This is a genomic window from Microvirga sp. P4_A5, from assembly GCF_056402495.1.
Genome location: NZ_JBFUHH010000009.1, coordinates 1 through 22,933, shown reverse-complemented (window position 1 = coordinate 22,933; position 22,933 = coordinate 1). Strand labels below are relative to the sequence as shown.

Here is a 22,933-nt window from a genome sequence, read left to right as displayed (position 1 = left end):
ACAATATACACGATCCAGTCAAATCGTGAACCGAGTGTTGTGCCGAAGCCGATCATTATGCCGCGAAGCACGATAACACCAATAATTCAGGTAAAGAGGACGCGGTGTTGATACTCTTGGGGGATGCCAAAATACGTGAGTATCAAAGCAATCACGAACATATTGTCAATTGCCAAGTTTTTCTCGACCACAAAACCCGTAATATACTCAATATCTGCTTGTTGGCCTAGATAAGACCAAAAGAATCCGCCAAAAATGATACCGAGCGTGATGTACATCGCGGAAAAGAGAAGACTTTCTTTCGCCGCCATTGTTCGGCTGGGTCGATGAGAAACGCCGTGTTGAGCACCACATATTTCTCAAAGCAGTCGAAGCGGTATCCGTATGCCTTTGTGCCCTCGTCGGTTCCGAGGACGCGCCGACCGAGAGCTCCGGTTCGGGAGCCTACGATGCAACCTGATAGGATTCCGCTCAAGTGGCGGCCGGCACGTCCGGTCGCCACTTTCCTCTTCGCGAAGCGCTTCAGGTTTCAGAAAAAACCGAGCGGGCTTCGGCCGAAGTCGCGGGTCGCATTCCGATCGCTCCCGACGCACTGACCACAGAACTCACAAGCGCCGCATTGTCCGGCGCAACGGTGCCGTCGGGTAGGTGAAGATTATTCTCGAATCCGACCCGCGCGTGTCCACCCAACGCAGCCGCCGTGATGACGCATGCGGTTTCACGGCGCCCGAACGCACAGGTCGCCCATGGCATCTCCAGGTTCCACACGCCGAGATACGGCAGTAGGTCGCTTGGATCGGATTGCTGCCCGGCCGTGTAACGTCCCAGCACGAAAAGCACGCTCGCGAGGTGGATCGGAATGATCCCCGCGGCAACAAGGCTTTGAAACCGCCGGACGTCAACCTGACTGTAAAGAATGTGCTGCACGAGGCAGTCGGAGGCAGCAAGGCGATGCAGGAAAGCGCTGGCCTCGGCCTCAGTACTCGGTTCGGGGATCAACTCGCGAAGCGCAACCGACACAGCCTCTGGACCCACCTCGTCGACGACCTTCATCTGCTGGGCCGGTGAGTATCGTCCCACCGCTTCGGTGGTGATCTGCACGATGGGACCGGAGCCAGCCTGCGTGCGAATTTCCTGCGTGGCGGCGCGATAGGCATCCGCGTCCAGAATGTGGGTCCCGTCCGCGCCTCTCACATGAACGTGGATCATCGCAGCGCCCGCGTCCACGCACCGCGCCGACTCACGACCGATCTCCGCGATGGTGAGTGGAATCCGAAGGTGGTCCTTCTTGAGGCGGCGCGCGCCGTTGGGAGCGGCCGTGACGATCACCGGCGGAGTCACGATGCAGCCTCGKTCCTGAGGCGGAGGATCTCGACCAGCAGATGATCGCGCTGCGCTTCCAGATCCGCGATCGAGCGCCCCGCCGATTCAGCCTCGATGCCTGCAACGATGGCGCTTTTGACATCTTCGGTCAGGTTTGGGCTGCCAAGCGACGCCCAGCGTCGTTCCTGGCTCGGACCCAGATGCTCGAGGTAGTGCGCAATGCCGCCCTCCCCGCCCCCAAGATGGTAAGTCATATGCGGCCCCATGATCGACCAACGCAGCCCCGGTCCTTCGGAAATCGCCGCATCGATATCTTCGACGCTGGCGATCCCCTGCTCTACCAGATAGACCGCCTCGCGATAAAGCGCGGAGGAAAGCCGGTTGGCAATATGGCCCGGGACCTCCTTTTTGAGTATGACGGGCCTGCGGTTGAGCGAGCGATAGAATGCGCATGCTCGCGCGATGATCGCATCATCCTCGCCGACGATTTCGACCAGCGGCAGAAGGTGCGGCGGGTTGAAAGGATGTGCCACGATGTGACGCTTGCGATTCTTGCAATCCGCCACGATCCTGCTGCGCAGAAGCGCCGATGTGCTGATGCCGACAATCGCGTGGGGCGGGGCCGCGACGTCGATCCGGGCGAGAAGGCCGCGCTTGAACGCCTCATTTTCGGGAGCGTTTTCCTGAACGAAATCCGCATTCGCGACCGCTTCCTCGAGCGTGTCCACGAAGGTGAGGGTGCCGTTCTTCGCAAGTCCGAGAGCCGCCAGTTGAGGCGCCGCTCTCTCGTTAAAGGCTTTCAATTTGCGCTCCGCATCGTGCCCCGGATCGGTCGCTTTCACAGCATAGCCACCGGCGAGAAAAAGGGCAGCCCAGCTCGCACCTACTGTTCCGCAGCCGATGACGGCGACTGTCCTGATCGATTCCATGATCCGCGCTACCTTGTCAGAAGGGTAAGTCAGAATGAGCTACGAAGGGCTGCGCCGAGATCCTTGAGGGATCCCATCCCGGCCAATTTTTCGATCTCGGCGATAATGCCCGATGCCTTACCGGTGCCGAGGCCTGCGTCGAACAAGGCCACGGCTTTTTCCCGGCGCTCTTCCGTTGTCAGGGGATTGGCCACATCGCCACGGGGAATGCTGGCATCGGCCCGATGAACTGTTCCATCCTTCATCGTGACGGCGACGCGGGCCGGTCGGCCTGCCGGATAGCCCTTATCCATTTCCGGATCATGCCGCACGCGAACACGTCCTGCGAGATCCCGGATTTCCCGTTTCGCAAGCGTCGCCTCGTTGATGCTCTTAGGCCCGAGCGGCCCATTGACGAGTGCGATAGCTACTGCATATGGAATGCTGAAGCGCGCCGAAAGATCGTTCGCCGGTTCGGCGATGTTGTAGTCGAGAGCGATCCCATAGCTTGCAACATCGACGGCTTCGATCGCGTCCGCGGCGATCGCGCCTCGTCCGATCAGCTCCAGCACCGCGTCGTTAATGCCGTTCAAGTGGGCGCAGGTCGGGTGCACCTTCATGTAGGCCTGCATCAGCTCATAGCTCTGCCACGTTCCACCCGGGTCGATCCCGGCCGACAGTTGGTCAAGCCGAAAGTCTGCGCCGGCCCGAGGCCCGAAGAAATTCTCCAGCGTTCCCGACAGCGACGAGAGTCCGAACGTCGCAGCCTTGCCCGCCGTGATGCCGATCGATGCACCGAGGCCCACGTAAAGGTGGTGGACCGTCGCGCCCGCGATCGGCGTTTCGCGATAGGGGAAAAGCGTGACGGACGCGGATCCCTCGATGGCCTCCGCGATGGTATCGGCGTTTGCGTCCGAAACTAGAAACGCGGTCGCGACCGCAGCGCCGATGGTGCCGAAGGTTCCAGTGTCGTGAAGAAGATCCTGCAGCCCGCCGAGCGCGCGCCCCACCCGTGCCGAAACCTCATAGCCCGCGACCACTGCCGACAAGAATGCCTCCGGCGACGCGTCCCGCTCCTCGGCAACCGCGAGGGCCGCCGGCAGGACATGGCTCATAGGATGGCCGCGTGCAACTCGATGGCCATCTTGGAGCTGCAGCACCGTGGTGGTCGCGCCGTTGAGAAGTGCCGCAGTGTTCGCCGAGGCTCCACCCGCATAACCGACGACCGTGCAGGGGCCAGCCTCACCTTTGAGCCTGCTCGCTGCAGGATGCAACGAGGTGTGCGCAGCACCGGCCGCCATCACCGCGAAGGTGTCGATGATAAAGTCCAGCGCCTGCCTTTTCACCTCGTCGGAAAGGTTTGCCCAACGGGTTCCGGCCGCTGCGACCCCAAGGCGACGAGCGGGCGTCGATGAAGCCTGTCCGATCATGACGTCTCCCCTCCCCGATGCCGGCGACTAGGCCGGACCCTAAACTTTCTCGGCACGGGCGCCGCCCGCCATCATGGCGTGAATGATACGCGACTTGTCGGCCACAGGTTCTGGATAGGCAGCGCGACCTTGCTTGAGGCCGAGCGCCAGAAAAGTTTCAACGAGCTTGTAGGTAAGCGGACCGGGATTGATCACCGGAACGGGAAGCTCGCCCGCGAGAAACTCCGCCGCCTGATGCATGGTCGTCGACCCAAGGCAGATCACGTCTGCTCCATCCTCTTCAATGCAGCGTTGTGCGACAGCCAGCATGCGCGGAAAGATCTTGTCTTCCTTGCCGTCGAGCAGTGCGGAGAAGTCCGGTGGCTGGTCGAAAGAGCGCACCGACGCACACTGTTTCTCGAAGCCGTATTCTCGGATCGCCTTCTTGTAGCGCGGCAAGGCGGGCTCCCACTGAGCCAGGATCGAGAACTTCGAACCCAGTGTGAGCGCGTAGAGCATCGATGCCTTGCCGGGCGATATTACCGGAATATTCAGGACGGACCGCAACGGCGCCATGCCGGAATCGCTCATGGTGTCGATACAGACCGCGTCGTATCCGTCCTTTTCCGCGCTCATCCCCGCCTCGAAGATCGCAAGATCCATCAACGTCCAATCATGGGGGCTCATGAACGACGTGGGACCTGCGGTTACGGGCCGATAGGTTAGCTCCGTGTCCGCATCGAGCTGCACGTATTTCTGCTGTTTCTCCCGATTGGCCACGCCCTCGGCATCGAGAGCGAAAGGAACGATCACCAAAATCTTCGCCATGGCTCAAACTCCCGTTGCGGCGGCGGCGCCCGCTTCGCCGATGGCGCGAATCATGTCGGTCTTGGGCACCAGCGGTGCCGGATAAGTCGCGCGGCTGTGCGTGAGGTTGAGCTTCAGGGCGGTCTCGGCAAGCCGATAGGTCAGCGGTCCTGGATTGATGACCGGCACATCGAGGCGCTCGGCGAGATGGGCGTGCGCCTGATGCATGGTGGTGGAGCCGAGTATGATGACCTCCGCCCCGTCCTCGTCGATGCAACGTCGCGCCGCCTCGAGGAGCTTTGGAAACACGTCCTCCTCCTTGCCGGCCAGCAGGTTCTTGTTGTCGGGACGCACGCCGATGGAACGGATTGAGGCGCACTTTTCCCGCAGGCCCAGTTCCCCAAGTGTTTTGGCGTAAAGAGGCTTCCAGCGGTCCCACATAACGAGAATCGAGAATTTTTCGCCAAGCATCAATGCGGTCAACATGGCATGGCGGCCCGGCCCGATCACCGGAATGTTCAGCACGGAGCGCAAAGCCGACATGCCGGAATCGCTCATGGTGTCGATGCAAACCGCATCGTACCCATCCCTCTCCGCATCCAATCCCGCATCGAGGATCGAGAAATCCGCCAGGGTGAAATCATGCTGGCTGGTGTAGTTCGCAGGCCCGATGCGAACCGGCCGGAAGTGGAACTCCATATCGGCTCCGAGCTTTACGGCCTCCAGCTGATCCTTGCGTCGACCAAGCTCGTCTTCGCTCATGGCAAAGGGAACAATTACCAGAACCCGTTTCATCTCGTCCTCCCAAATCTCGTTATGTGTCTGTCAGGACTGCGCCGCGAGAAAACGCGCCGCCGAAAGGCCGGCCAGCCGTCCAAGAACCGTTGCCGACAGCAGCCCATTTCCGGACATATAGCCCCAGGACGAGGGCCCCGAGAGACCACGCGCCGCGCCGCCTCCCGCAAAGACGTTGGGCAACGGCGTGCCGTCTTTTTTGAGAACACGGGTCTGCGTGTCGATGACCAACCCGCCTTGCGTGTGGAACAGAGCGCCATTGATCTTCGCCGCGAGATAAGGGGCTGCCAGCGGTGGCTGTTGCGTGAAGTCACGACCGAGGGGATCGGGTTTCGCTCCTGCCGCATAATCCTTCACCTCTTCCATCGTGCGCTTCAACGCTTCGACGGGAAGGTCGGTCACCGCTGCAAGTTCTTCAATCGTCCCTGCGCGTTTGATCGACCCGAGCTTGGTGATCTGGCGATAATCGTGGAAGCCAAGCGCTGGCTTCTCGCAGCGCTCGTCATAGATGTTCCAGGCCAGATGGCCGGGTTGCTTGATGACCTCCTGCGCATGCTCCGAATAGCCGCGCATCTCGTTGGCGAAGCGCTCGCCATTGAAGTTCACCTGAAATCCGCCCTGGGTCATGACGGCCCATGTCAACGGCAGGCCGTGCGGATAGGCGACCGAACCGTGACCCTGATAGCTTCCCATATCGGCGAGTTCGGCCCCAAGCGCGGCTCCCCAGTCCACCGCGTCGCCGGTGTTGGACGTGTGGCCGTAATACTCCGCTTCCGCCATCTCGGGGATGAACTTCGCGACCATCTCGCGATTCCCGCCAAACCCGTTGCAGGCGAGGATCAGCGCATCGCAGCCGACTGTTTCGATTTCTCCATTAGGACGGCGGAACGCAACGCCGACGATGGTACCATCATCCTTCGCAAACAGATCCTCGACCGATGCGCCGGTGATGATGTCGATACCGGCCCGTTCTGCCGCAGCAAGGAGAGATTGTTCGAGTTCGGCCCCCGTCTGGTTCTTCGGCCCATGCATGCGCAAGCGAGAGTGGCCCGGATAGTAGAAACCCTCAACAAGATGCAACTCGACGCCGTGCTGATCGGCGAGCCAATCGATCGTCGCGCCGGAGGCTTCCGCCACAGCCTTCACGATGATCGGATCGCTCTGGCCTTTCGCTTTCGCCGCAAGGTCGGCCGCAAAAAGCTCCGCGCTATCTTCGATGCCCTTCTCCCGCTGGAACCGGGTGCAGGCCGCGGGGATCAGGCCTGCGGAGAGCGAGGTGCTCCCGGTGGGATTTTCGTCCCGTTCGAGGATGAGGATCTCTGCGCCGGAATCCCGCGCGGCAAGCGCTGCCGTCAGGCCGCAGGATCCGGCGCCGATGATGACGACGGGGACGCTGAATTCGAAAGTACCTTCACTGGCCGGCCGAACTGTCATGATGCGTCTCCGCAATTCTACGAATAAGGATGTGGCCTTCCAACCGGGAAGGCCTCGTGCGACACTCGGTATGTCGTCAGTATCCCGCGCGCGCTTCCTCGGGGACGCCATAACGCTCTTCGAGTTCGCGCACCTCCTGCATCCCGACAAGATCAAAAAATTCCTGGAACGACGGAACATTTGGCGCAATGCTGGCGATGGTTTCTTCCTCGCGCAGAGTGGTGAGAACGCCATCGGCGGCACGGATCGCGGCGAGCATCAGCCAGTTCGGATAGATGATGAGCTTGAACCCGAGCGCCTCGATCTCGGACTTCTTGAGAAACGGCGTCTTGCCGCTCGTCGCCATGTTGTAGAGCGTCGGATATTGCAGGCGCTCGGGAATCGCCTTGAGGTGCTCCATGCCGGGGGATTCGATGAAGAGGATGTCGGCGCCCGCTTCGCGGTACAACTCGGCCCGCTCGAAGGCGGCTTCCAGCCCGTCAAGCGCCAGCGCATCGGTGCGAGCGATAAGCACGAAATCCTCATCCGTCCGCGCATCCGTCGCGGCCTTGATCTTTGCCACCATGTCCCGCGCGGAAATCAGCTGTTTGCCGGCGAGATGGCCGCAACGCTTCGGCAGCACCTGATCCTCCAGGTGGATTGCAGCCACGCCCGCGCGTTCATAGAGTTGCACTGTGCGACGCACGTTAAGCGGCCCACCATAGCCGTTATCGGCATCGGCGATCACCGGAATGTCGCTGACGGCTGCAATACGCGCCGCGTTGTCAACCATCTCGGTTAAGGTGAGCAACCCCACATCCGGCATGCCAATACGCGCGGCGGACGTGCCGGCACCCGTCATGTACATGGCCTCGTAGTTATGCTTTGCGACGAGCCGCGCAAAAAGAGGATCGACGACGCCAGGCGCCATGATCGCGCCGGGGCGTGCCAGCAATTGGCGGAGCTTGGTGGTGGTTCTCATAACGTTTGTCCTTAATCAAATCGGCCATGATCGTTCGACCAGCGCAATATCAAAGTCCCAGATAGGTCTGTCGCAGACGCGGATCGGCGAGCATCTCGGCGGCCGCTCCCTGTAGGGCGAAACGTCCTTGCTCCAGCACATAGGCGCGACTGGCGATGCCAAGCGACTGGACCACGTTCTGCTCGACGAGAAGAATCGACAGACCCTCCTTGTTGATCTTCTGAACGAGGTTGAACATCTCCTCCACCATGATGGGCGAGAGCCCGAGCGATGGCTCGTCGAGGATCAACAGCTTCGGCTCCGCCATCAGGCCTCTGCCGATCGCCAGCATCTGCTGCTCGCCCCCGGAGAGCGTACCCGCCAGCTGCGAAAGCCGCTCGCGAAGACGCGGAAAGATATCGCACATGCGCTCGAAATTCACCGAAACCCGCTCGCGTGCCCGACGAAACGCGCCGAGTTCAAGATTTTCCTTGACGCTCAGGTTTGGAAAGATCCGCCGTCCCTCCGGAACCTGCGAAATCCCCGCTTCGACGATGCTCCGCGGTGCAAGTCCCGCGATGTCCTTATCCTCAAACCGGATCTTGCCCTCCCGGGGCTTGATGATCCCGCTGATGACATTGTTGAGCGTCGACTTTCCGACCCCGTTCGAACCGAGCACCGCAACGATCTCGCCAGCGGCGATCGACATGCTGATCCCTTGCAGGACATTGGCGGGCCCGTAGCCAGCCTTGATGCCGGAAATCTCAAGCATGGGCGCCTTCCTTCTTCAGGCGGTCTGCGGCGCCGTGGCCGAGATAAGCCTCGATGACCGTCGGATCGGCAACCAGTTGCTGCGGCGTGCCGTGCGCGATCATACGGCCCTGGTTCAGCACGTAGGCTTCCTCAGAAAGGCTCATGACGGCCTGCATGACATGCTCAATGAGCAGGATCGTCACACCGGAATCGCGGATCTTGCGGATGGTCGCCACGATTTCGACGATCTCGCTCGGGATGAGACCAGCCATCACCTCGTCGAGAAGCAACAGTTTGGCTTCCGTAGCGAGCGCCCGCGCAAGCTCCAACCTTTTGCGTCCCGCGATCGTGAGCGACTCGGCCGACTGATCGAGCATGCGACCCATGCCGACCTCTTCGGCAATCAGCGCAGCGCGCTCAACGGCGTCCTTCYGGTTCCGGTGGCGAAGATGCGCGCCGACGGCGATATTCTCGAGCACGGTCAAGCCCGCGAAGGGTTGGACGATCTGGAACGTCCGCGTCAACCCGAGCCTGCAGATGGCGTGCGGCGCGCGACCGGTGATGTCCTCGCTTTGAAAGGTGATCCGCCCACTATCGGGTTCCACGAAGCCGCCGATCATGGCGAACAGGGTGGTCTTGCCCGCACCGTTCGGTCCGATGAGAGCGACGATCCGGCCCTCCTTCACCGTGAGGGATGCATCGTTGACCGCGACGAGCCCACCGTAGCGTTTGGTGACGTTTTCGACGCTCAACATCACTTGGCCTCCTCCACGGATACTACGGCGCGCCGCTTCGCTGGCCTGATCCGGCGGGCGAGCCCGACGATGCCATCCGGAAGATAACGCAGGATGACGAGCAGCACGACACCATAAAGGACAAGGTTGAGACCGGGCGCGCCGCTCACCAGATGCTTGGCGCTTTCACCCATGAGGTGCAGAATCAACGTCCCGACGAGCGGACCCCAGATCGTACCCGCGCCACCGATGATCGGTCCGAGAAGCGCCTCGATCGACATGGTCGACCCGTAAGCGATCGGCGCGTCGATGAAGAGGTAGGTCTGGAGATAGGCAACGCCTGCGGCGCCGCCGATCGCGCCGGACAGCATCATGGCGAACACCTTTGTGCGAAACGTGTCGATGCCCAGCGCCTTCGCGGCCTCCTCGTTCTCACGAATGGCAATGAGGTACGCGCCGAAGCGTGAGCGTTGCACCGCGACGGTAATCAGCATAGCGACAACCACCATCACAAGGACAAGGGTGTAGGTGGTGATGCGATCGGCAAACTGGAAATTGGCCAAACCAACCTTGTATGGCACGAGGATGCCTTGTCCGCCGCCGGTGACCTCGAACGAGCTGGCGAGGATGCGCAGCACTTCCGCGAAGGCCAATGTGACGAGCGCGAAATAGGAACCTTTCAGGCCATAGCGAAACGAGAGGGCGCCGATGAAGCCTGCGACGAGGGTTGCGGCAACCATCGCCAGGCAAGCGGCGATCCACGGGTTAAACCCAAGACGGACCTGCAACATCGCGGTCACATAGGCGCCGGTGCCGAACAACGCGGCGTGGCCGAAGGACATCTGTCCACCGAAGCCGCCCAGAAGATTCCAGGCGACGCTGAGGATCGTGACGATCAACGCGTTGATGGTGAAGCCGAGCCACGCCTCCGATGGAAGCAGGAAGATGATCAGGAGGTATGCGCAAACCGCCCCATAAAGCAGCCATTCGCCAAAGGATGTGTGTTTCATGCAGTGCGCCGTCCAAACAGGCCAGAAGGCCGAAACAAGAGGATGAGAATGAAGGCCAGGAAGATGCCGATCTGGCCGAGGCTCTCGCCGAGAAAGAGCCCGCACAGCGCTTCGATGACGCCAAGCAGCAGTCCGCTCACAAGCGCGCCGAGAAAACTGCCCATGCCTCCCAGAACTACCGTGGTGAAGGCGATCAGCACGAAAGCGTAGCCGACTTGAGGGGTCACATAGAAGGTCGGAATCAGGAGGCAGGCCGCGACCGCCACACAGGCGGTCCCGATGCCGAAGCAGACCGCATAGGTGTTGTTGACGTCGATGCCCACGAGTTCAGCGCCGCGCTTCTCGATGGCAACCGCGCGAATGGCCTTGCCCATGCGCGTGCGACTCATGATCAGCCAGAGAATGAGGGCGCAGACCATTGCGCCGAAGAAGGCGATGACACGCGGCAGAGGGATGAAGGCGGGCCCGATTTCCACCATCTCATAAGCATACGGGAGAGAAACCGTGCGGGTGTTCGACGTCCAGAAATACAGCGCCAGATTGTCGATGATAATGGCGAGAGCGAGAGTCACGAGCAAGACGTTCTGCTCCTTGCCACCGCTGAACGGTGCGATAATGCCTCGCTGGATGCCGTAACCCAGGAGGAAGAAGAGCGGAACGATGATGGGAATGGCGAGATATGGATCGACGCCAAAAATCACATGGAGAAAGTACACCCCGTAGAGCGCCAGCATCAGCAGGCTGCCATGGGCAAAGTTGATGATGTGCAGCACGCCGTAGATTAAGGTCAGCCCGAGCGCGATCAGAGCGTAGATCGCACCGGTCGTCAGGCCACCGAGAATTGCGGGCAAGATCAGCGATGACATGACACGGCTCTTTCTTTTGTGCCGGAAGTCTGCGGGCGCGCTGACGCGCCCGCAGGAATCAAACAAGCGTCTTCAGGTGCGGGGCGGCATCGGAAAAACGGCCTCGGCGCTTGCGTATTCCTTCGGGTATACGAGCTCGATCTTGTCTCCGCGGATTTGCGTGTTCACCGGCTGTGCCGCCTCGTTGTTGCCGTTGACGAACTTCGTCGGACCATACGGCATGATCGATCCGCTATATGTGGAGCTTGCCAGTGCCTCGATCATCTTCTCGCGATCAGCCGATGCGGAACGTTCCAGCGAGTCGGCAATGAGCTGGATGCACGCATACGCGACCATGATGTCGTAGGTCAGATCGAGCTTCGCCGCGGCTGTGGTCTTGGCAAGAGCCTGCGATTCCGGTTTGCGCGGATCATACCAATGGTTGCAATCCATCACGTACTGCGCCGCATCATTGTGCTCGCGCACGAACTTGATGTTCGAGGCAGCACCGCCCAGGATCGAGTAGATCGCCTTTGTTTCGACGCGCTGCTGGCGCAGCGCCATGGCGAAGAGCGTGTACTCGTTGATGTAGTTCGACGGAATGATCATGTCGGGCTTCGCAGCCTTGATGCGCAGCACGATATTGGTGAAATCGCGCTGCGGCGTCGGGTGTCCGATGCTCTCGACGACCTGAATGCCGACCTGTGGCAGCTTCTCGTTGAGAAGCTTCGCCATGTTGGAGCCGAACGGCCCATCCTCGTAGACGATCGCCGCCGTCTTCACCGGGTTGCCAGCATTCTGGTTCAGCGTCTTGAGGTTCTCGAGTGCCGTCGCGGTGCACTTGTTCACACCGGGGGTGAACCGGAAGACGTTCTTCAAGCCGCGCTCGACCACCTGTTCGGCCGTGCCCACATCGAAAACTTGGGCGAGGTTGTAGCGGGCGGCGGCCTGCGAACTCGCGAGACCCAGCGCACTTGCCTGACAGCCGATGAACGCCGCAACGCCAGCCTGAGCGAGCTGATCGACGGCAGCAGCAGCTACATCCGGACGAGACTGGGCGTCGACGACGACCGCCTCGAGCTTTGCTCCACCCATGCTCTTGATGCCGCCGGCTGCGTTGATGGCATCGATGGCGAATTGCGCACCGGCACGGGCCTGCGTGCCGTTATACGCGAGGTTGCCGGTCAGCGGCTCGAGAACACCGACCTTCACGGTCGGTGTCTGGGCGCGCAGGATCGTCGGCATGGCGATGGTTCCAGCAAAGGCCGTGGCGGCCCCGGCTTTCAGAATCCCGCGGCGATTGATGGTGAAAGGCTTCGAACCGTTGTTTGACATTTTATGGCTTTCCCTGAACTGAAAGGTCTTGCTTCAAGTTGAGCCGCCGTCACATGGCGGCCAGAATTCGGTGAGCTGTCCTCACCTGTCGATCCACCTCATCTCTGCGAGATACCGATCTTCGAACGTCTTGATCTCAGGCATATAGCTGAGCGTCAGTTCGACTTCGTCCACGCCCTTCATGATGCATTCGCGCCAGAAAGGGTCGATCACGAGCGCATGCTCGGTTCCGTCCGGGAGCGTCACGAGTTCCGCTCCCAGATCGATGGTAATACCCCGGGCCTCGCCGTCGAGGAGATCTTGCCGCAGCTTCGCCACGACATCCTCCGGCAACTTCACGGGAATGAGACCATTCTTCAGCGAGTTGTTGTAGAAGATGTCACCGAAGCTAGGCCCGATCAGCGCCTTGATGCCGTAATCGTGCAATGCGTAGACGGCACCTTCCCGCGACGAACCACAGCCGAAATTGTCGTCCGTCACCAAGATCCGCGACTGCCGAAAAGGCTCCTGGTTGAGGATGAAATCATCCCGCTCCGCGCCATCCTGGGTGAAGCGAAGGTCATGGAACAGATACGGGCCATAGCCCGCAGTCCGGTCCATTTTCAGAAAGCGGGCCGGTATGATCTGATCGGTATCCATATTGCGCCCGAGGATCGGTGCAGCCAGGGCGGTTTCCTTGATGAAGGCCTGCATCATGGGACTCCTCTAGCTCATCAACCGGCGCACATCGGTGAGCCTGCCGGTAATGGCGGCTGCGGCCGCCATGGCAGGACTCATTAGATGCGTGCGCGCGTTCGGACCCTGCCGGCCGACAAAGTTGCGATTGGACGTAGAAGCGCAACGTTCCTGCGGCTTCACGAAGTCGCCGTTCATAGCGGCGCACATGGAACATCCGGATTCGCGCCACTCGAAACCAGCTTCGCGAAAGATCGTGTCGATCCCTTCCGCTTCCGCGGCGAGCTTGACGCCGGTGGATCCCGGCACGACCATTGCTGGAACGACTGCCTTGCGACCTTTGAGGATAGCGGCAGCTGCGCGCAGGTCCTCGAGCCGGCTGTTGGTGCAGGAGCCGATGAAGACCCGATCGATCGCCACGTCGGTGAGCGCCATTCCGGGCTCCAGGCCCATATAGCGTAACGCGTTTGTAACCATCTCGCTTCGGGCGATACTGGATTGAGCAGTAGGGTCGGGCACGTAGCCGCTGATCGGCAAAGTGTCTTCCGGACTGGTTCCCCAGGTCACCATGGGCTCGATCAGGTCTCCGTCGAGTTCTACCTCGGCGTCGAACCGTGCGTCCGGCTCGCTCGGAAGCTTGCGCCAATAACGAACCGCATCGTCCCAATCTGCTTCCACCGGTGCGAAGGGACGTCCGTGAAGGTATTCGAATGTCGTGTCGTCGGGTGCGACCATGCCACAGCGAGCAGCCGCCTCGATGGACATATTGCAGATCGTCAGGCGCTGCTCGATCGACATGGCGCGGATTACCGGCCCCGCATATTCGATGGCATGGCCGCCAGCGCCACCCGCGCCGATCTTCCCGATGATGGCAAGGATCACATCCTTGGCATGAACTCCGACGGCGAGCTTGCCGTTGATGGTGATGCGCATCGTCTTGGGACGCGCCTGCCACAAAGTCTGCGTTGCCATCACGTGCGCGTTCTCCGACTGCCCTATGCCGAATGCGATGGCGCCGAGCGCACCGTGGGTCGACGTGTGGCTGTCGCTGCACACGATGGTCAAGCCCGGCAGCGTGATTCCCTGTTCGGGCCCGATCACATGGACGATTCCCTGGCGCGGATCGCGCAATCCGAAATTGCGGATGCCGCCCCAGTGCATGTTTTCGTCGAACTGGCTGATCATCCGGGCGATCTCTGGTGTCGCCGCGTCCGCGATGGTCCGTCCGGAGGTCGGCACATAATGGTCCGGCGTTCCGAACATCTGGCGCGGCCTGCGTACCTTGAGGTCACGACGTTTCATATCGGCGAAGGCATGAAAGGAGCCCTCGTGGATAATATCGCGATCGATATAGATCAGAGACGGCCCCTCATCGCGCGCAACGATCACATGACGGTCCCAGATCTTGTCGAACATCGCCTTGGACGAAGACCGATTTCCTGTGGTCGTTTCAATCGCCATCGAAAGCGCCTTTCAATTCWGCGTTTTACCCTCGGGCCTGCTCGCGAAAAACCGTGAGGATATCCGTGCCCGTCGCAGCCCAAACAGAGTCATGCCCGATGATGTAGTCGAGCACCTCACGCAGGTATCCGACCCGGTAAGGTACACCGGTAACCCAGGCATGGAGCGGAATGCTCATGACGCGACCGCCGTAACGATCGGCCTCGCGATAGAGGACGTCGAATCGGTCCTTGACCTGCTGTGCCCAGGAATCCCCGGTGTGGTGAAAGTCCATCATGACCGTGCGATCGTCCGTCTCGAAGGCGTGAGGCATGGCGAAAATCGGCGTCGACGACGTTCTCATTTCATAAGGCAGATCGTCATTGGCCCAGTCGCATGCATATGTGACGCCGTTCTGTGCCAGAATGTCCGGCGTCGCGTAGGATTGCGCGCGACCTGGCGATAGCCAGCCGGTCACTGCCTGGCCGGAGGCGTTTCGTAAGAGCGACAGCGTCCGCGAGACGAGTTCGTCCTCCTGCTCGACCGACAGGCCACTGTGATGCACGTGCTCCATGTCGAGACCATGCGCGACGATTTCGTGACCGGCTTCGACGATGTCCTTCAAGAGAAGAGGATAACGCTCCGCCAGAATTCCGTTGACGGCGATCGATGCCGGCAATCCGCAATCCTTCAGCACCTGAAGGATCCGATAAATGCCGACACGGTTGCCATAGTCTCGATTGGTATAGTGGCGGTAATCCGGGAACGGCATGGTCAGTCCACCGGGCGCCCGAAACGGCTTTCCCGTCATGTCGATCGGAAACCATTGCACGGCCGGCATCACCCAGAGAGCGATCTTGGCGCCGTTCGGCCACACAATTTTTCGACGGTCGAACAGATGCGACCACTCGTAGCGATCGTGATCCATGCCATGGCGGCGAGCGGGGTACTTCAGATAGTCGTCGGCGAGAGGCATATGCGTTTTTCCCTCATGCCTGCGCGGCTGCGATGGCTTCGACCATCGGATCATACGAATGGGCGTAGAAATGCTCAGCGATCTCGCGACCCGTGGTCAGCCAGACATCATTGTGCTGCGCGATGTAGCGAATCGCTTCCGCGAACGGATCGATGCGATGGGGCTGCCCGACGAGATAGGGATGGAGCGGGATGCACATGACCGTGCCGGACGTCTCGCCGTCCTGGCGCAACTGATCGAATTGCCGTTTGATTGCTTCGCCATAATGGCGGGGCGGATAAAGATTGCTGTTGTAGACGATGACGTCGTTCATCTCGAGCGAGTACGGCATGCTGATAAGACGACCGGACTTGACGTTCACGGGCATGGGCTGGTCATCGTGGAACAGGTCGCAGGTGTAATCGATGCCGTATTCCGCGAGCAGGTCCATGGTCCAGGTGTTGTTGGACAAGGCGGGCGCGAGCCAGCCCGACAGTTTCTGCCCGGTCCATTTGCGGATGGTCTCGATCGAGTCCTCGATGATCGCCCGCTCCTGGTCGGAGCTCATGCCATAGGTATAGCGGGTGTTGTAAATGCCATGGGAGAAAAACTCCCAATTCCGCTTGGCACAGGCCTCGATGATTTCCGGATGATGCTCGCACAAGGCGACATTGAGCGAAACTGAACCGCGAAAGCCCGACTCGTCCATGGCTTCCATCATCCGCCACCAGCCAGCGCGGTTGCCGTAATCGCGATGAGAATAGGCAAGCACGTCAGGCAAGGGCCGCGCCCACGGGGCGCGCTGCGGGTTGGGCGGGGGCGCGTATTCGTAGAATTCGATGTTCGGCGCAATCCACACCGCGATCTTCGCCCCGTTGGGCCAGGTAATCTTGGGGCGGCGGTTATACGGGATGTAGTCGTAGAGGCCAGGATCATTCGACATCTGACGCCCTCACGCAGTAGGCTTGTAGGAACGAAAGTGTGCCATCACTTCCCAAACCGGCACCACGTCGCCGTACTTGATGGCGATGTCATATAGATTGGCGAAATGCGGACTCTCATGCTTGTCCGCAACGCACTCCTCCGGCACGATGACGCGATAGCCGCGGGAGATGGCATCCACCACCGTGGCGCGCACGCATCCCGACGTCGACCCGCCGGTCAGAACGACGGTGTCGGATTGATGCCAGACCATCAACGACTGCAGATTGGTTTCGTGAAACGCCGACGCCATGCGCTTGTTGATGACGATATCGCCCACATGGTCGATTTTGAGCCGGTCGTCGAATTCCGCGCGGCGGGACCCCACCTTGATGTTCTGGAGTGAATCCGGTGTGTTCGTGCGCGTCCCCCAGACGCCACAATCCTCACCCGATTGCATGTAGGCCACATAGGTCCACACGACCGGGATGCCCCCGGCACGGGCCAGATCCGCGAGCTCGTTCACGTAATCGACTTGCTTTGGGTCGGTCTCATAAGAGCTCACGAACTCGCCGACGCTCGTATAGGCTTTCTGGAGGTCGATATTAATGAGGATGGGCTTGCGTCCGAAGCCGAAGCGGGGACGCACAGGCTTCGCCTTGATGTCCTCGAATAATTCGCGGGCTGTCTTGTTCGAAAGCTCCACCGTCGATCTCCCTCGTTTCTTGCCGACTGAGTAACGCTGCGTCGCACATGCGGCGCCGTTTGGAAAATCTAAGACTTGGCTCCCGCAAATCATCGCCGGATCCGGTCACAGGCGCAATCGCCCTTACGATCGACCGGGATATCACCCGGCGCTTTGTCCTATCCGCATCACGCCGCTGGAAACGCCGCTGCGAAAAGAAGTTTCAATCGACGCAAGTGGCTTGTGCTTCAGCTCAAATATCATAAAGATATATCTTTAGGAGATTGTAAAGTCCGTTCGCAGGGCGTTCCAAGGTAGATGACATCGTCTCAGGGCAATCGCGGAGCCCGACCACTGGCGGGGCCTTCCGGCGCCTCAACTGGTTGCGGTAAGCTGCCCGCAAAGCATCTGTGGTTTAAGAAGCATCGCGGCTTGCGGTCGGGGGCGGCGATCGGTCATGACGAGGATCACGCGCGCCATCCAGGCCCGCTTTCGGACGCGTGGGCAGCGGTCGCCTGCAGGAGGGCCGAACGATGACTTCTACGAACGGACGCAGGAGCGCCGCGCCGGCAGGGCCTGCTTCGGCGCAACCGTTGTGCGACACTCCTTTTACCGGTGAACGCTCCCCGATCCCGCTCTATCATCGCATTTATGTGATCTTGCGCGAGAGGATCCTCAATGGAACCTACCAGGTGGGGGAGACTCTGCCGAGCGAGGCTGAACTCATGGACCGCTTCGGCGTGAGCCGCATCACCGCCCGGCGGGCGTTGGATGAGCTTTCCGGCGAAGGCTTGGTTGCCCGGGCGCGCGGGCGCGGAACTCAGGTCTCCCCCCGCGCGATGCCGGAAGTCGGCGGGGCGCCTATCGTTGCCGGGATCGAGGGGCTGATGGCCAACTTGTCCATCATCGGTCGCCAAACAACCGTGGAGGTTTTCGAGTTCGGCTACATCGAAGCGCCGAATCTCGTGACTAGCGAGATGTCGCTGACACCTCGCGAAATCGTCCAGCGGACCGTTCGCGGGCGCAGCCTAGACGGTCGCCCATTCTCACTGTCCACCAGCTACGTCCTGGAAAAGATAGGGCGCACCTACAGTCGGGACGAAATGCAGACGATTCCGCTCATTGATTTGATCACCCGCTCCGGCACGGAGATCGGCCATGTCACTCAAAGTCTCACCGCAACTCTTGCCGACGATGTGACCGCGCAGAGGCTCGGCGTGCAACCCGGAAGCCCCCTTCTCAAGGTGCGGCGCGGTTTCTTCGACACTGGAAAGCGCGCCGTCTATTTTGTTGACCTGTTCTACCGCCCCGACCGGTTCGAGTACCGAATGACGCTTTCTCGCCGAGCCGACAATCGATTTCAGCTTGACCCCAGCTGAGGCTTTCGCTCAAGGGTATCAGCGTTCCGTCAGGCCTTGCTCACGCGGACCGTCGAGGTGCCAGAACCAAGTGCCACGGAAGCGCTCGAGGAATTCGCCCTCAGCGGTTTGGACGCGGTTGAAGGTCGGTGCGTTGACGACGCAACACAGGGTAATGGCTGAAAACAGGCGGGCTCCAACTGTGTTCATGCGAGCCTTTCCGATTTTGCAACCAACGCAGCCACTATTTGCGCGTTCCCGGAAGTCCCAGAAGTAGGGGTGGATTGGTACCGCTAGCGCTGGAACACGAGGCTCAAGTTGTTGGCCGGCATCGCAAAGCGCTCCACCAGCATCAATCCGTGGTGACCCGCGAGTTCCGTCACTTCCTCCAGATCACGCACACCCCAATCCACATTCCGCCTTCGGAGGTCTTGATCGAAGAGCGCGTTGCCGGGAGCCGTGTGGGCGCCGTGCTCCCGGTAAGCACCGTAGAGGTAGAGCACTCCGCCAGGAGGCAGTACTCGCCCTGCCCCGGCCATCAGCCCTTGGGTTGCCCGCCAGGGACTGATGTGAACCATGTTGATGGCCACAATGGCGCCCGCCTGGAGCACAGGCCATTCCAGGTCCGCTGCATCGAGTACGATCGGCGGGAGAAGATTGGGCAGGCCGGAAATCTCCCGATAGGCGGCGATGCTTTTCAGAGCCTGCTCGTCCTGGTCAGTGGGCTGCCATGTCAGTTGCGGTAGGGCCGCGGCAAAATGAACTGCGTGCTCACCTGTTCCGCTGGCGATCTCAAGGACGATTCCCGTCTTCGGAAGCACGCGTTGCAGGATTGTCAGGATCGGATCGCGGTTTCGCGCAACTGACGGTGATGTCAAGGCAGCGCGCGTATCGGATGCTGTCGTCATTGCCCCTTGTCCATTTGCTCCATAGGAGGAAGTGCCGTCAGCGGCTCGAAGTCCCGTATTGCAGCCTGGTTTACTTCGGACTTTGGCGAGGTTTCGATCACGTTCGTGCGACATGTGAGGCCTCGATCTGCCCTCCGAGCAAGGGCTGATCTATTCTTGAACCCTTCTGCGTGAGTCTGGGATTCCGATGACGTACCCTCCTCTGGTTCTCGATCGACGCACTCTCCTGACCGCGGCTGCCGTGACGGCCGCCGGGCTACTGATGCCAAGGGAGCTGCTCGCAGCCGAGCTTGTCCCGACTCCGGGACAGACAGAAGGCCCCTTCTACCCCGTCGCGTTTCCGCCCGATACAGACAACGATCTGGTGCGTATCACCGGGCAGGCCGCCCGGGCAGTCGGGCAGGTTGTCCACATCTCGGGGCGCGTGATGGACACCCGTGGACAGCCGAAAGCGGGAAGCGTGGTCGAGATCTGGCAGTGCGATGCGAACGGCGTCTACCGCCACCCCCGTGCCGGGAACCAGGGCCGCATCGACCATGCCTTCCAGGGCTATGGCCGTACGCAGGTGGGCAAGGACGGTGAATATCGCTTCCGTACCATCCGGCCCGTGCCGTATCCGGGTCGCACGCCCCACATCCATTTCGCCGTGCATGTGCCGGGACAGGGACGCCTAGTGACCCAAATGTACATCGAGGGCGAACCAATGAATGCCCGCGACGGTCTTCTCAACAGCATCCGGGGTGAGCAAGCGCGCCGCAGCGTAATCGTTTCCCTCTCCTCACAAATGGCGCCAGAGCAGGGCACACTTCAAGGACATTTCGACATCGTCGTCGAAGCATAGTTTGTGTTGCGCCGGATTGCCGAATGTCAGCAGAATCCTGTCGCGAGACCAGAGCCGGCCCGTAAACACGACGAGATGGCAAGGACAGGGACACGGGATGCGTTCGGCACTCGAGAGGAAGTATCGACCTCCAACCTCTCAAACAAAGGTCGAGACCTCTGGCTGGAGGATAGCAATACGACCTCGAGCCACGAGACAGCCAATCGGGCTTTTCTGCCGACGATCATCTGAGAACGTGGGCGGAAACGGTCACCGATTGGCCCGACAGAATTCAGCGGTTGTCATGGGAACGTAAGCGACAGCGCAAGGCGGGAAACCACATCCGAGTGAGCGGAGCACCTATCCGATGTGGTCTCACATCCTTCAAGTTGATATGCTTCGTCCGAGCCGGGGAGCCGCTTTCCTGAAGTGAGATGCCAATGTCGGGCCATGCGATCCACATCAAGGTCGACGGAAGGACCTATTCGGGATCCTTCAAGGTTGACCGAAAGACCCTGACCGTCACGACAACCTACGGCAGGAAGTCGGCCGAGATCGGCCCCCGGGTGACCCATGAGTCCCTCGCCCACCAACTCCTGCAAGAACTTGTCCTGGAGGAAAAGTCTCGCAAGGGCTCGACGCTCTGAGGAAGGCGGGTGTCGCGATGAGGAGCATTTCCCTCGGCACTATTGCCGGCATCGTCACAGCGGCGTCGACGCTCGCCCCTGTGCTTGCTGATGAGGCAGCGGCCTGGGATGCGCTGCGCCGGGGTGGCTACGTCGCCCTCATGCGGCACGCAGAAGCGCCCGGGGGCTCCGGAGATCCGCCCGGTTTCAAGCTCGATGATTGCTCCACCCAGCGCAACCTGAGCGCCAAAGGCCGCCACGACGCGACAGCCATGGGCGAGAAATTTAGGGCCGCCGGCGTTGCCGTCGCCAAGCTTCTCAGTTCGCCCTGGTGCCGCTGTGTCGAGACCGCCCGTCTGATGGAGCTCGGTCCCTTCGAGACTGCGCCGACCTTTGCCAATGCCTTTGTCCTCGCCGACCAGCGCAGCTCTCTGACCGAAGGGGCAAGGGCGGTTGTGACCGGCTGGAGGGGTCCCGAAGCGCTTTTAGTCGTGACCCACGGCGCCAACATCCAGGCGCTCACCGGACGCAGTCTGCAATCCGGAGAGATCGTGGTGGTCACCGTCAACGGTGGGGTCAGCACCCGCGCCGATGGCTGCCGTGACCGGAACCGCCAATTCGTCGAGAAGCTCGAGCACCCGATCTAAGCTTCACGCTCGTCGTCAGCTTGGCGCTACCACTCTATGCGATTGCAGCCCGGACGCTCAACGCCGGATCGCCGATGCGCAATTCATCCCCTATAATGCCCGTGGTCGACGAATCCACCGGAGACGAGCATGATCCACGCGGTATGTCACACGGCTGACGAGAGGATGCGGGTCGAGTTCGATGCGACCCCCTGGTTTGAAGAAGCCGAGCCCGACATCATCTTTCTTCTCGCGGAACGCGACTGGTCGGCACCGTGGGTTGCCGACGCCCTCGAGGCCCGCCCTGGCTACGAGGAGCTTCGCAAGTTGATCGGCTACGCGAGAGACAGGTTGGAGTTCGAGTCGCGCGAGGATCCGTCCTGGCCCACCTTCGAATGCCGCGTGATCGGTCCCGAAGCCGTTGCCTGGCTCGAGCGAAATCGGTCCGATGTCGCAGAGAGGATTCGTCGGGCAGGATAGGACGGTTCCTCTCGACTGCCCCTTGTGGATCGCTTTGCGCGATTTGGAGGGACGACCACGGCCTGAAACGCCAGCCTCGGCGCCGTCCGTTACCCCATCTAAAAGTGGGCATGAAGTGGATAGGTTTTCGCGTGAAAGGTCAGGAACTCGTATCCCCGTGGACTGACGCCAATTGGCCCTTCACGGCCGAGCAGGACAGGGCCGTCTTCCTCGCAATCGCGGAGCAGGTGTTCGCGACAGACGGCACCAACCCGCTGCCTGCGTTTGAGGCGATGACGATCGTCGCGTCGTACCATTGGAGGAAGGACGAAATACCGGAAACCGTCACGGTCCCGTTCTGGGCGCTGGAGGCCGTTGTCGCAGGGTACAAGCAGTATCAGGCGAGCCAAACCGGCTCCAGCGGCACGAGACAGGTTCGGCGAGGCCTTTCAGGTCGAGGGGCGCGGTCAGGGGAAACGCCCGCGCATTCACGACACTCTGAAGCTCCTTCGGGACATCCGCGTCGCGATCCAGCTTGTTCTCTTCGGAGAGCAGGGCTGGAAGATCGAGGCAGCGATCCAGGAGCTCGCAGACAAGACGGGCATGCATCACACCACTGTCCGAGACATCTGGTCCGAGCATGCCGACCAGGCGCGCACGGCGCTGCGGATTTTCCGACAGGGCGAGACGCCACCCGACAAACTTCGTGATGTTTTACGAGTGCCTTTGTGAGGCGCTCACCGGTCGCTTCTGACAACCTGTCCCTGGAGGTCACCAGTGGACAGCAGAACCGGCATCGAACGCACCGATCTGACCCAGCCGCCGCCGGCGTTGTTGCCTGCGGTGCTGGTCGAACTCGTTCGTCTCCTGGCCCGGCAAGCGGCGCGCGAAGCCGTCGCTGCCGCCCTGTCCGCTGACGCCTCCGATGTCATTCAACATGAACCGGAGGATCGTCCATGACGACCAATGCCAAGTCCCTTTCGACGCTTGAGGCGCTCGCTTCCCGCTGGGCGTCAGCGTCCGGACCCTGCGCCGGATAGTGGCGCGCGGCGAGCTCAAGGCGCACCGCATCGGCTCCCAGCTGCGCTTCTCCGAGGAGGATGTGACGGTCTACGAGCGCCTCCGCCGCGGGTGAGAAGCGATGGCCCCACCTGACCGATTTTGTCC

28 protein-coding genes are annotated in these 22,933 nt (G+C 60.9%); 6 read left to right on the top strand and 22 right to left on the bottom strand.

What is annotated here, in order from left to right; all coding sequences use genetic code 11:
* Positions 1-86 precede the first annotated feature (86 nt).
* The 18 genes from AC1DVM_RS04885 to AC1DVM_RS04800 all read right to left on the bottom strand — a co-directional run bounded on the left by AC1DVM_RS04885 (position 87) and on the right by AC1DVM_RS04800 (position 16,990).
* A complete protein-coding gene (locus AC1DVM_RS04885) occupies positions 87-311 on the bottom strand; it encodes a hypothetical protein (RefSeq protein WP_477252506.1) in 225 nt (74 codons plus the stop codon).
* Between the two features lie 211 nt (positions 312-522).
* Positions 523-1,341 (bottom strand): beta-keto acid cleavage family enzyme, encoded by an 819-nt coding sequence (locus tag AC1DVM_RS04880; protein ID WP_477252505.1) that lies wholly within the window; start codon positions 1,339-1,341, stop codon positions 523-525.
* Positions 1,338-2,252, bottom strand: coding sequence for a 3-hydroxyacyl-CoA dehydrogenase NAD-binding domain-containing protein (locus AC1DVM_RS04875; RefSeq protein ID WP_477252504.1), 915 nt, complete (start codon positions 2,250-2,252; stop codon positions 1,338-1,340). The genes AC1DVM_RS04880 and AC1DVM_RS04875 overlap by 4 nt, the downstream gene beginning before the upstream one ends.
* A gap of 29 nt (positions 2,253-2,281) precedes the next feature.
* A complete protein-coding gene (locus AC1DVM_RS04870) occupies positions 2,282-3,661 on the bottom strand; it encodes an MmgE/PrpD family protein (RefSeq protein WP_477252502.1) in 1,380 nt (459 codons plus the stop codon).
* Between the two features lie 39 nt (positions 3,662-3,700).
* Entirely contained in the window at positions 3,701-4,468 is a 768-nt protein-coding gene (locus AC1DVM_RS04865) for an aspartate/glutamate racemase family protein (protein ID WP_477252500.1), read from the bottom strand.
* Between the two features lie 3 nt (positions 4,469-4,471).
* Positions 4,472-5,242, bottom strand: coding sequence for an aspartate/glutamate racemase family protein (locus tag AC1DVM_RS04860; protein WP_477252499.1), 771 nt, complete (start codon positions 5,240-5,242; stop codon positions 4,472-4,474).
* A gap of 30 nt (positions 5,243-5,272) precedes the next feature.
* Positions 5,273-6,676, bottom strand: a complete 1,404-nt coding sequence (locus AC1DVM_RS04855; protein WP_477252497.1) for an FAD-dependent oxidoreductase — start codon at positions 6,674-6,676, stop codon at positions 5,273-5,275.
* Positions 6,677-6,752: 76 nt separating this feature from the next.
* Positions 6,753-7,637: an isocitrate lyase/PEP mutase family protein gene (locus AC1DVM_RS04850; RefSeq protein WP_477252495.1), complete on the bottom strand. Its 885-nt coding sequence runs from the start codon at positions 7,635-7,637 to the stop codon at positions 6,753-6,755.
* A gap of 49 nt (positions 7,638-7,686) precedes the next feature.
* Positions 7,687-8,388: an ABC transporter ATP-binding protein gene (locus AC1DVM_RS04845; protein WP_477252493.1), complete on the bottom strand. Its 702-nt coding sequence runs from the start codon at positions 8,386-8,388 to the stop codon at positions 7,687-7,689.
* Positions 8,381-9,124, bottom strand: a complete 744-nt coding sequence (locus AC1DVM_RS04840) for an ABC transporter ATP-binding protein (protein WP_477252492.1) — start codon at positions 9,122-9,124, stop codon at positions 8,381-8,383. Before AC1DVM_RS04840 ends, AC1DVM_RS04845 begins: the two co-directional genes overlap by 8 nt.
* Positions 9,124-10,113 (bottom strand): branched-chain amino acid ABC transporter permease, encoded by a 990-nt coding sequence (locus AC1DVM_RS04835; RefSeq protein WP_477252490.1) that lies wholly within the window; start codon positions 10,111-10,113, stop codon positions 9,124-9,126. The genes AC1DVM_RS04840 and AC1DVM_RS04835 overlap by 1 nt, the downstream gene beginning before the upstream one ends.
* Positions 10,110-10,979 carry a branched-chain amino acid ABC transporter permease gene (locus AC1DVM_RS04830; RefSeq protein ID WP_477252488.1) on the bottom strand — a complete coding sequence of 290 codons (870 nt, stop codon included), beginning with the start codon at positions 10,977-10,979 and terminating at the stop codon, positions 10,110-10,112. Before AC1DVM_RS04830 ends, AC1DVM_RS04835 begins: the two co-directional genes overlap by 4 nt.
* A gap of 72 nt (positions 10,980-11,051) precedes the next feature.
* Positions 11,052-12,293: an ABC transporter substrate-binding protein gene (locus tag AC1DVM_RS04825; protein WP_477252486.1), complete on the bottom strand. Its 1,242-nt coding sequence runs from the start codon at positions 12,291-12,293 to the stop codon at positions 11,052-11,054.
* Positions 12,294-12,374: 81 nt separating this feature from the next.
* Positions 12,375-12,989: a 3-isopropylmalate dehydratase small subunit gene (gene leuD, locus AC1DVM_RS04820; protein ID WP_477252484.1), complete on the bottom strand. Its 615-nt coding sequence runs from the start codon at positions 12,987-12,989 to the stop codon at positions 12,375-12,377.
* 9 nt (positions 12,990-12,998) lie between these two features.
* On the bottom strand, positions 12,999-14,429 hold the full coding sequence (gene leuC, locus AC1DVM_RS04815; RefSeq protein WP_477252483.1) for a 3-isopropylmalate dehydratase large subunit: 1,431 nt from the start codon (positions 14,427-14,429) through the stop codon (positions 12,999-13,001).
* 25 nt (positions 14,430-14,454) lie between these two features.
* Positions 14,455-15,384 carry a polysaccharide deacetylase family protein gene (locus AC1DVM_RS04810; RefSeq protein WP_477252482.1) on the bottom strand — a complete coding sequence of 310 codons (930 nt, stop codon included), beginning with the start codon at positions 15,382-15,384 and terminating at the stop codon, positions 14,455-14,457.
* A gap of 13 nt (positions 15,385-15,397) precedes the next feature.
* Positions 15,398-16,306: a polysaccharide deacetylase family protein gene (locus tag AC1DVM_RS04805; protein ID WP_477252480.1), complete on the bottom strand. Its 909-nt coding sequence runs from the start codon at positions 16,304-16,306 to the stop codon at positions 15,398-15,400.
* Positions 16,307-16,315: 9 nt separating this feature from the next.
* On the bottom strand, positions 16,316-16,990 hold the full coding sequence (locus AC1DVM_RS04800) for an isochorismatase family protein (protein ID WP_477252478.1): 675 nt from the start codon (positions 16,988-16,990) through the stop codon (positions 16,316-16,318).
* A gap of 512 nt (positions 16,991-17,502) precedes the next feature.
* On the opposite strand from AC1DVM_RS04800, the gene AC1DVM_RS04795 reads away from it, so the two are divergent.
* A complete protein-coding gene (locus AC1DVM_RS04795; RefSeq protein ID WP_477252477.1) occupies positions 17,503-18,348 on the top strand; it encodes a GntR family transcriptional regulator in 846 nt (281 codons plus the stop codon).
* An 18-nt stretch (positions 18,349-18,366) separates the two neighbouring features.
* Here the strand turns inward: AC1DVM_RS04795 and AC1DVM_RS04790 are convergent, their stop codons facing one another.
* Both AC1DVM_RS04790 and AC1DVM_RS04785 read right to left on the bottom strand, forming a co-directional pair.
* Entirely contained in the window at positions 18,367-18,537 is a 171-nt protein-coding gene (locus AC1DVM_RS04790) for a hypothetical protein (protein ID WP_477252476.1), read from the bottom strand.
* 83 nt (positions 18,538-18,620) lie between these two features.
* Positions 18,621-19,235, bottom strand: coding sequence for a DUF938 domain-containing protein (locus AC1DVM_RS04785; RefSeq protein WP_477252474.1), 615 nt, complete (start codon positions 19,233-19,235; stop codon positions 18,621-18,623).
* Positions 19,236-19,422: 187 nt separating this feature from the next.
* On the opposite strand from AC1DVM_RS04785, the gene AC1DVM_RS04780 reads away from it, so the two are divergent.
* From AC1DVM_RS04780 to AC1DVM_RS04760, 5 genes are all read left to right on the top strand, one after another.
* Complete coding sequence (locus AC1DVM_RS04780) at positions 19,423-20,076, top strand: dioxygenase family protein (protein WP_477252472.1); 654 nt, start codon at positions 19,423-19,425, stop codon at positions 20,074-20,076.
* Positions 20,077-20,495: 419 nt separating this feature from the next.
* The gene (locus tag AC1DVM_RS04775; RefSeq protein ID WP_477252471.1) at positions 20,496-20,702 is read left to right on the top strand and encodes a hypothetical protein; all 207 of its coding nucleotides are present in this window, start codon (positions 20,496-20,498) and stop codon (positions 20,700-20,702) included.
* A gap of 17 nt (positions 20,703-20,719) precedes the next feature.
* A complete protein-coding gene (locus tag AC1DVM_RS04770) occupies positions 20,720-21,328 on the top strand; it encodes a histidine phosphatase family protein (protein WP_477252469.1) in 609 nt (202 codons plus the stop codon).
* A gap of 129 nt (positions 21,329-21,457) precedes the next feature.
* A complete protein-coding gene (locus tag AC1DVM_RS04765) occupies positions 21,458-21,787 on the top strand; it encodes a hypothetical protein (RefSeq protein WP_477252468.1) in 330 nt (109 codons plus the stop codon).
* 354 nt (positions 21,788-22,141) lie between these two features.
* Entirely contained in the window at positions 22,142-22,498 is a 357-nt protein-coding gene (locus AC1DVM_RS04760; protein ID WP_477252466.1) for a hypothetical protein, read from the top strand.
* 39 nt (positions 22,499-22,537) lie between these two features.
* Here the strand turns inward: AC1DVM_RS04760 and AC1DVM_RS04755 are convergent, their stop codons facing one another.
* Positions 22,538-22,705: a hypothetical protein gene (locus AC1DVM_RS04755; RefSeq protein WP_477252464.1), complete on the bottom strand. Its 168-nt coding sequence runs from the start codon at positions 22,703-22,705 to the stop codon at positions 22,538-22,540.
* A partial coding sequence (locus AC1DVM_RS04750) for a hypothetical protein (protein WP_477252462.1) occupies positions 22,695-22,933 on the bottom strand: 239 nt, incomplete at its 5' end. The genes AC1DVM_RS04750 and AC1DVM_RS04755, both read right to left, overlap by 11 nt.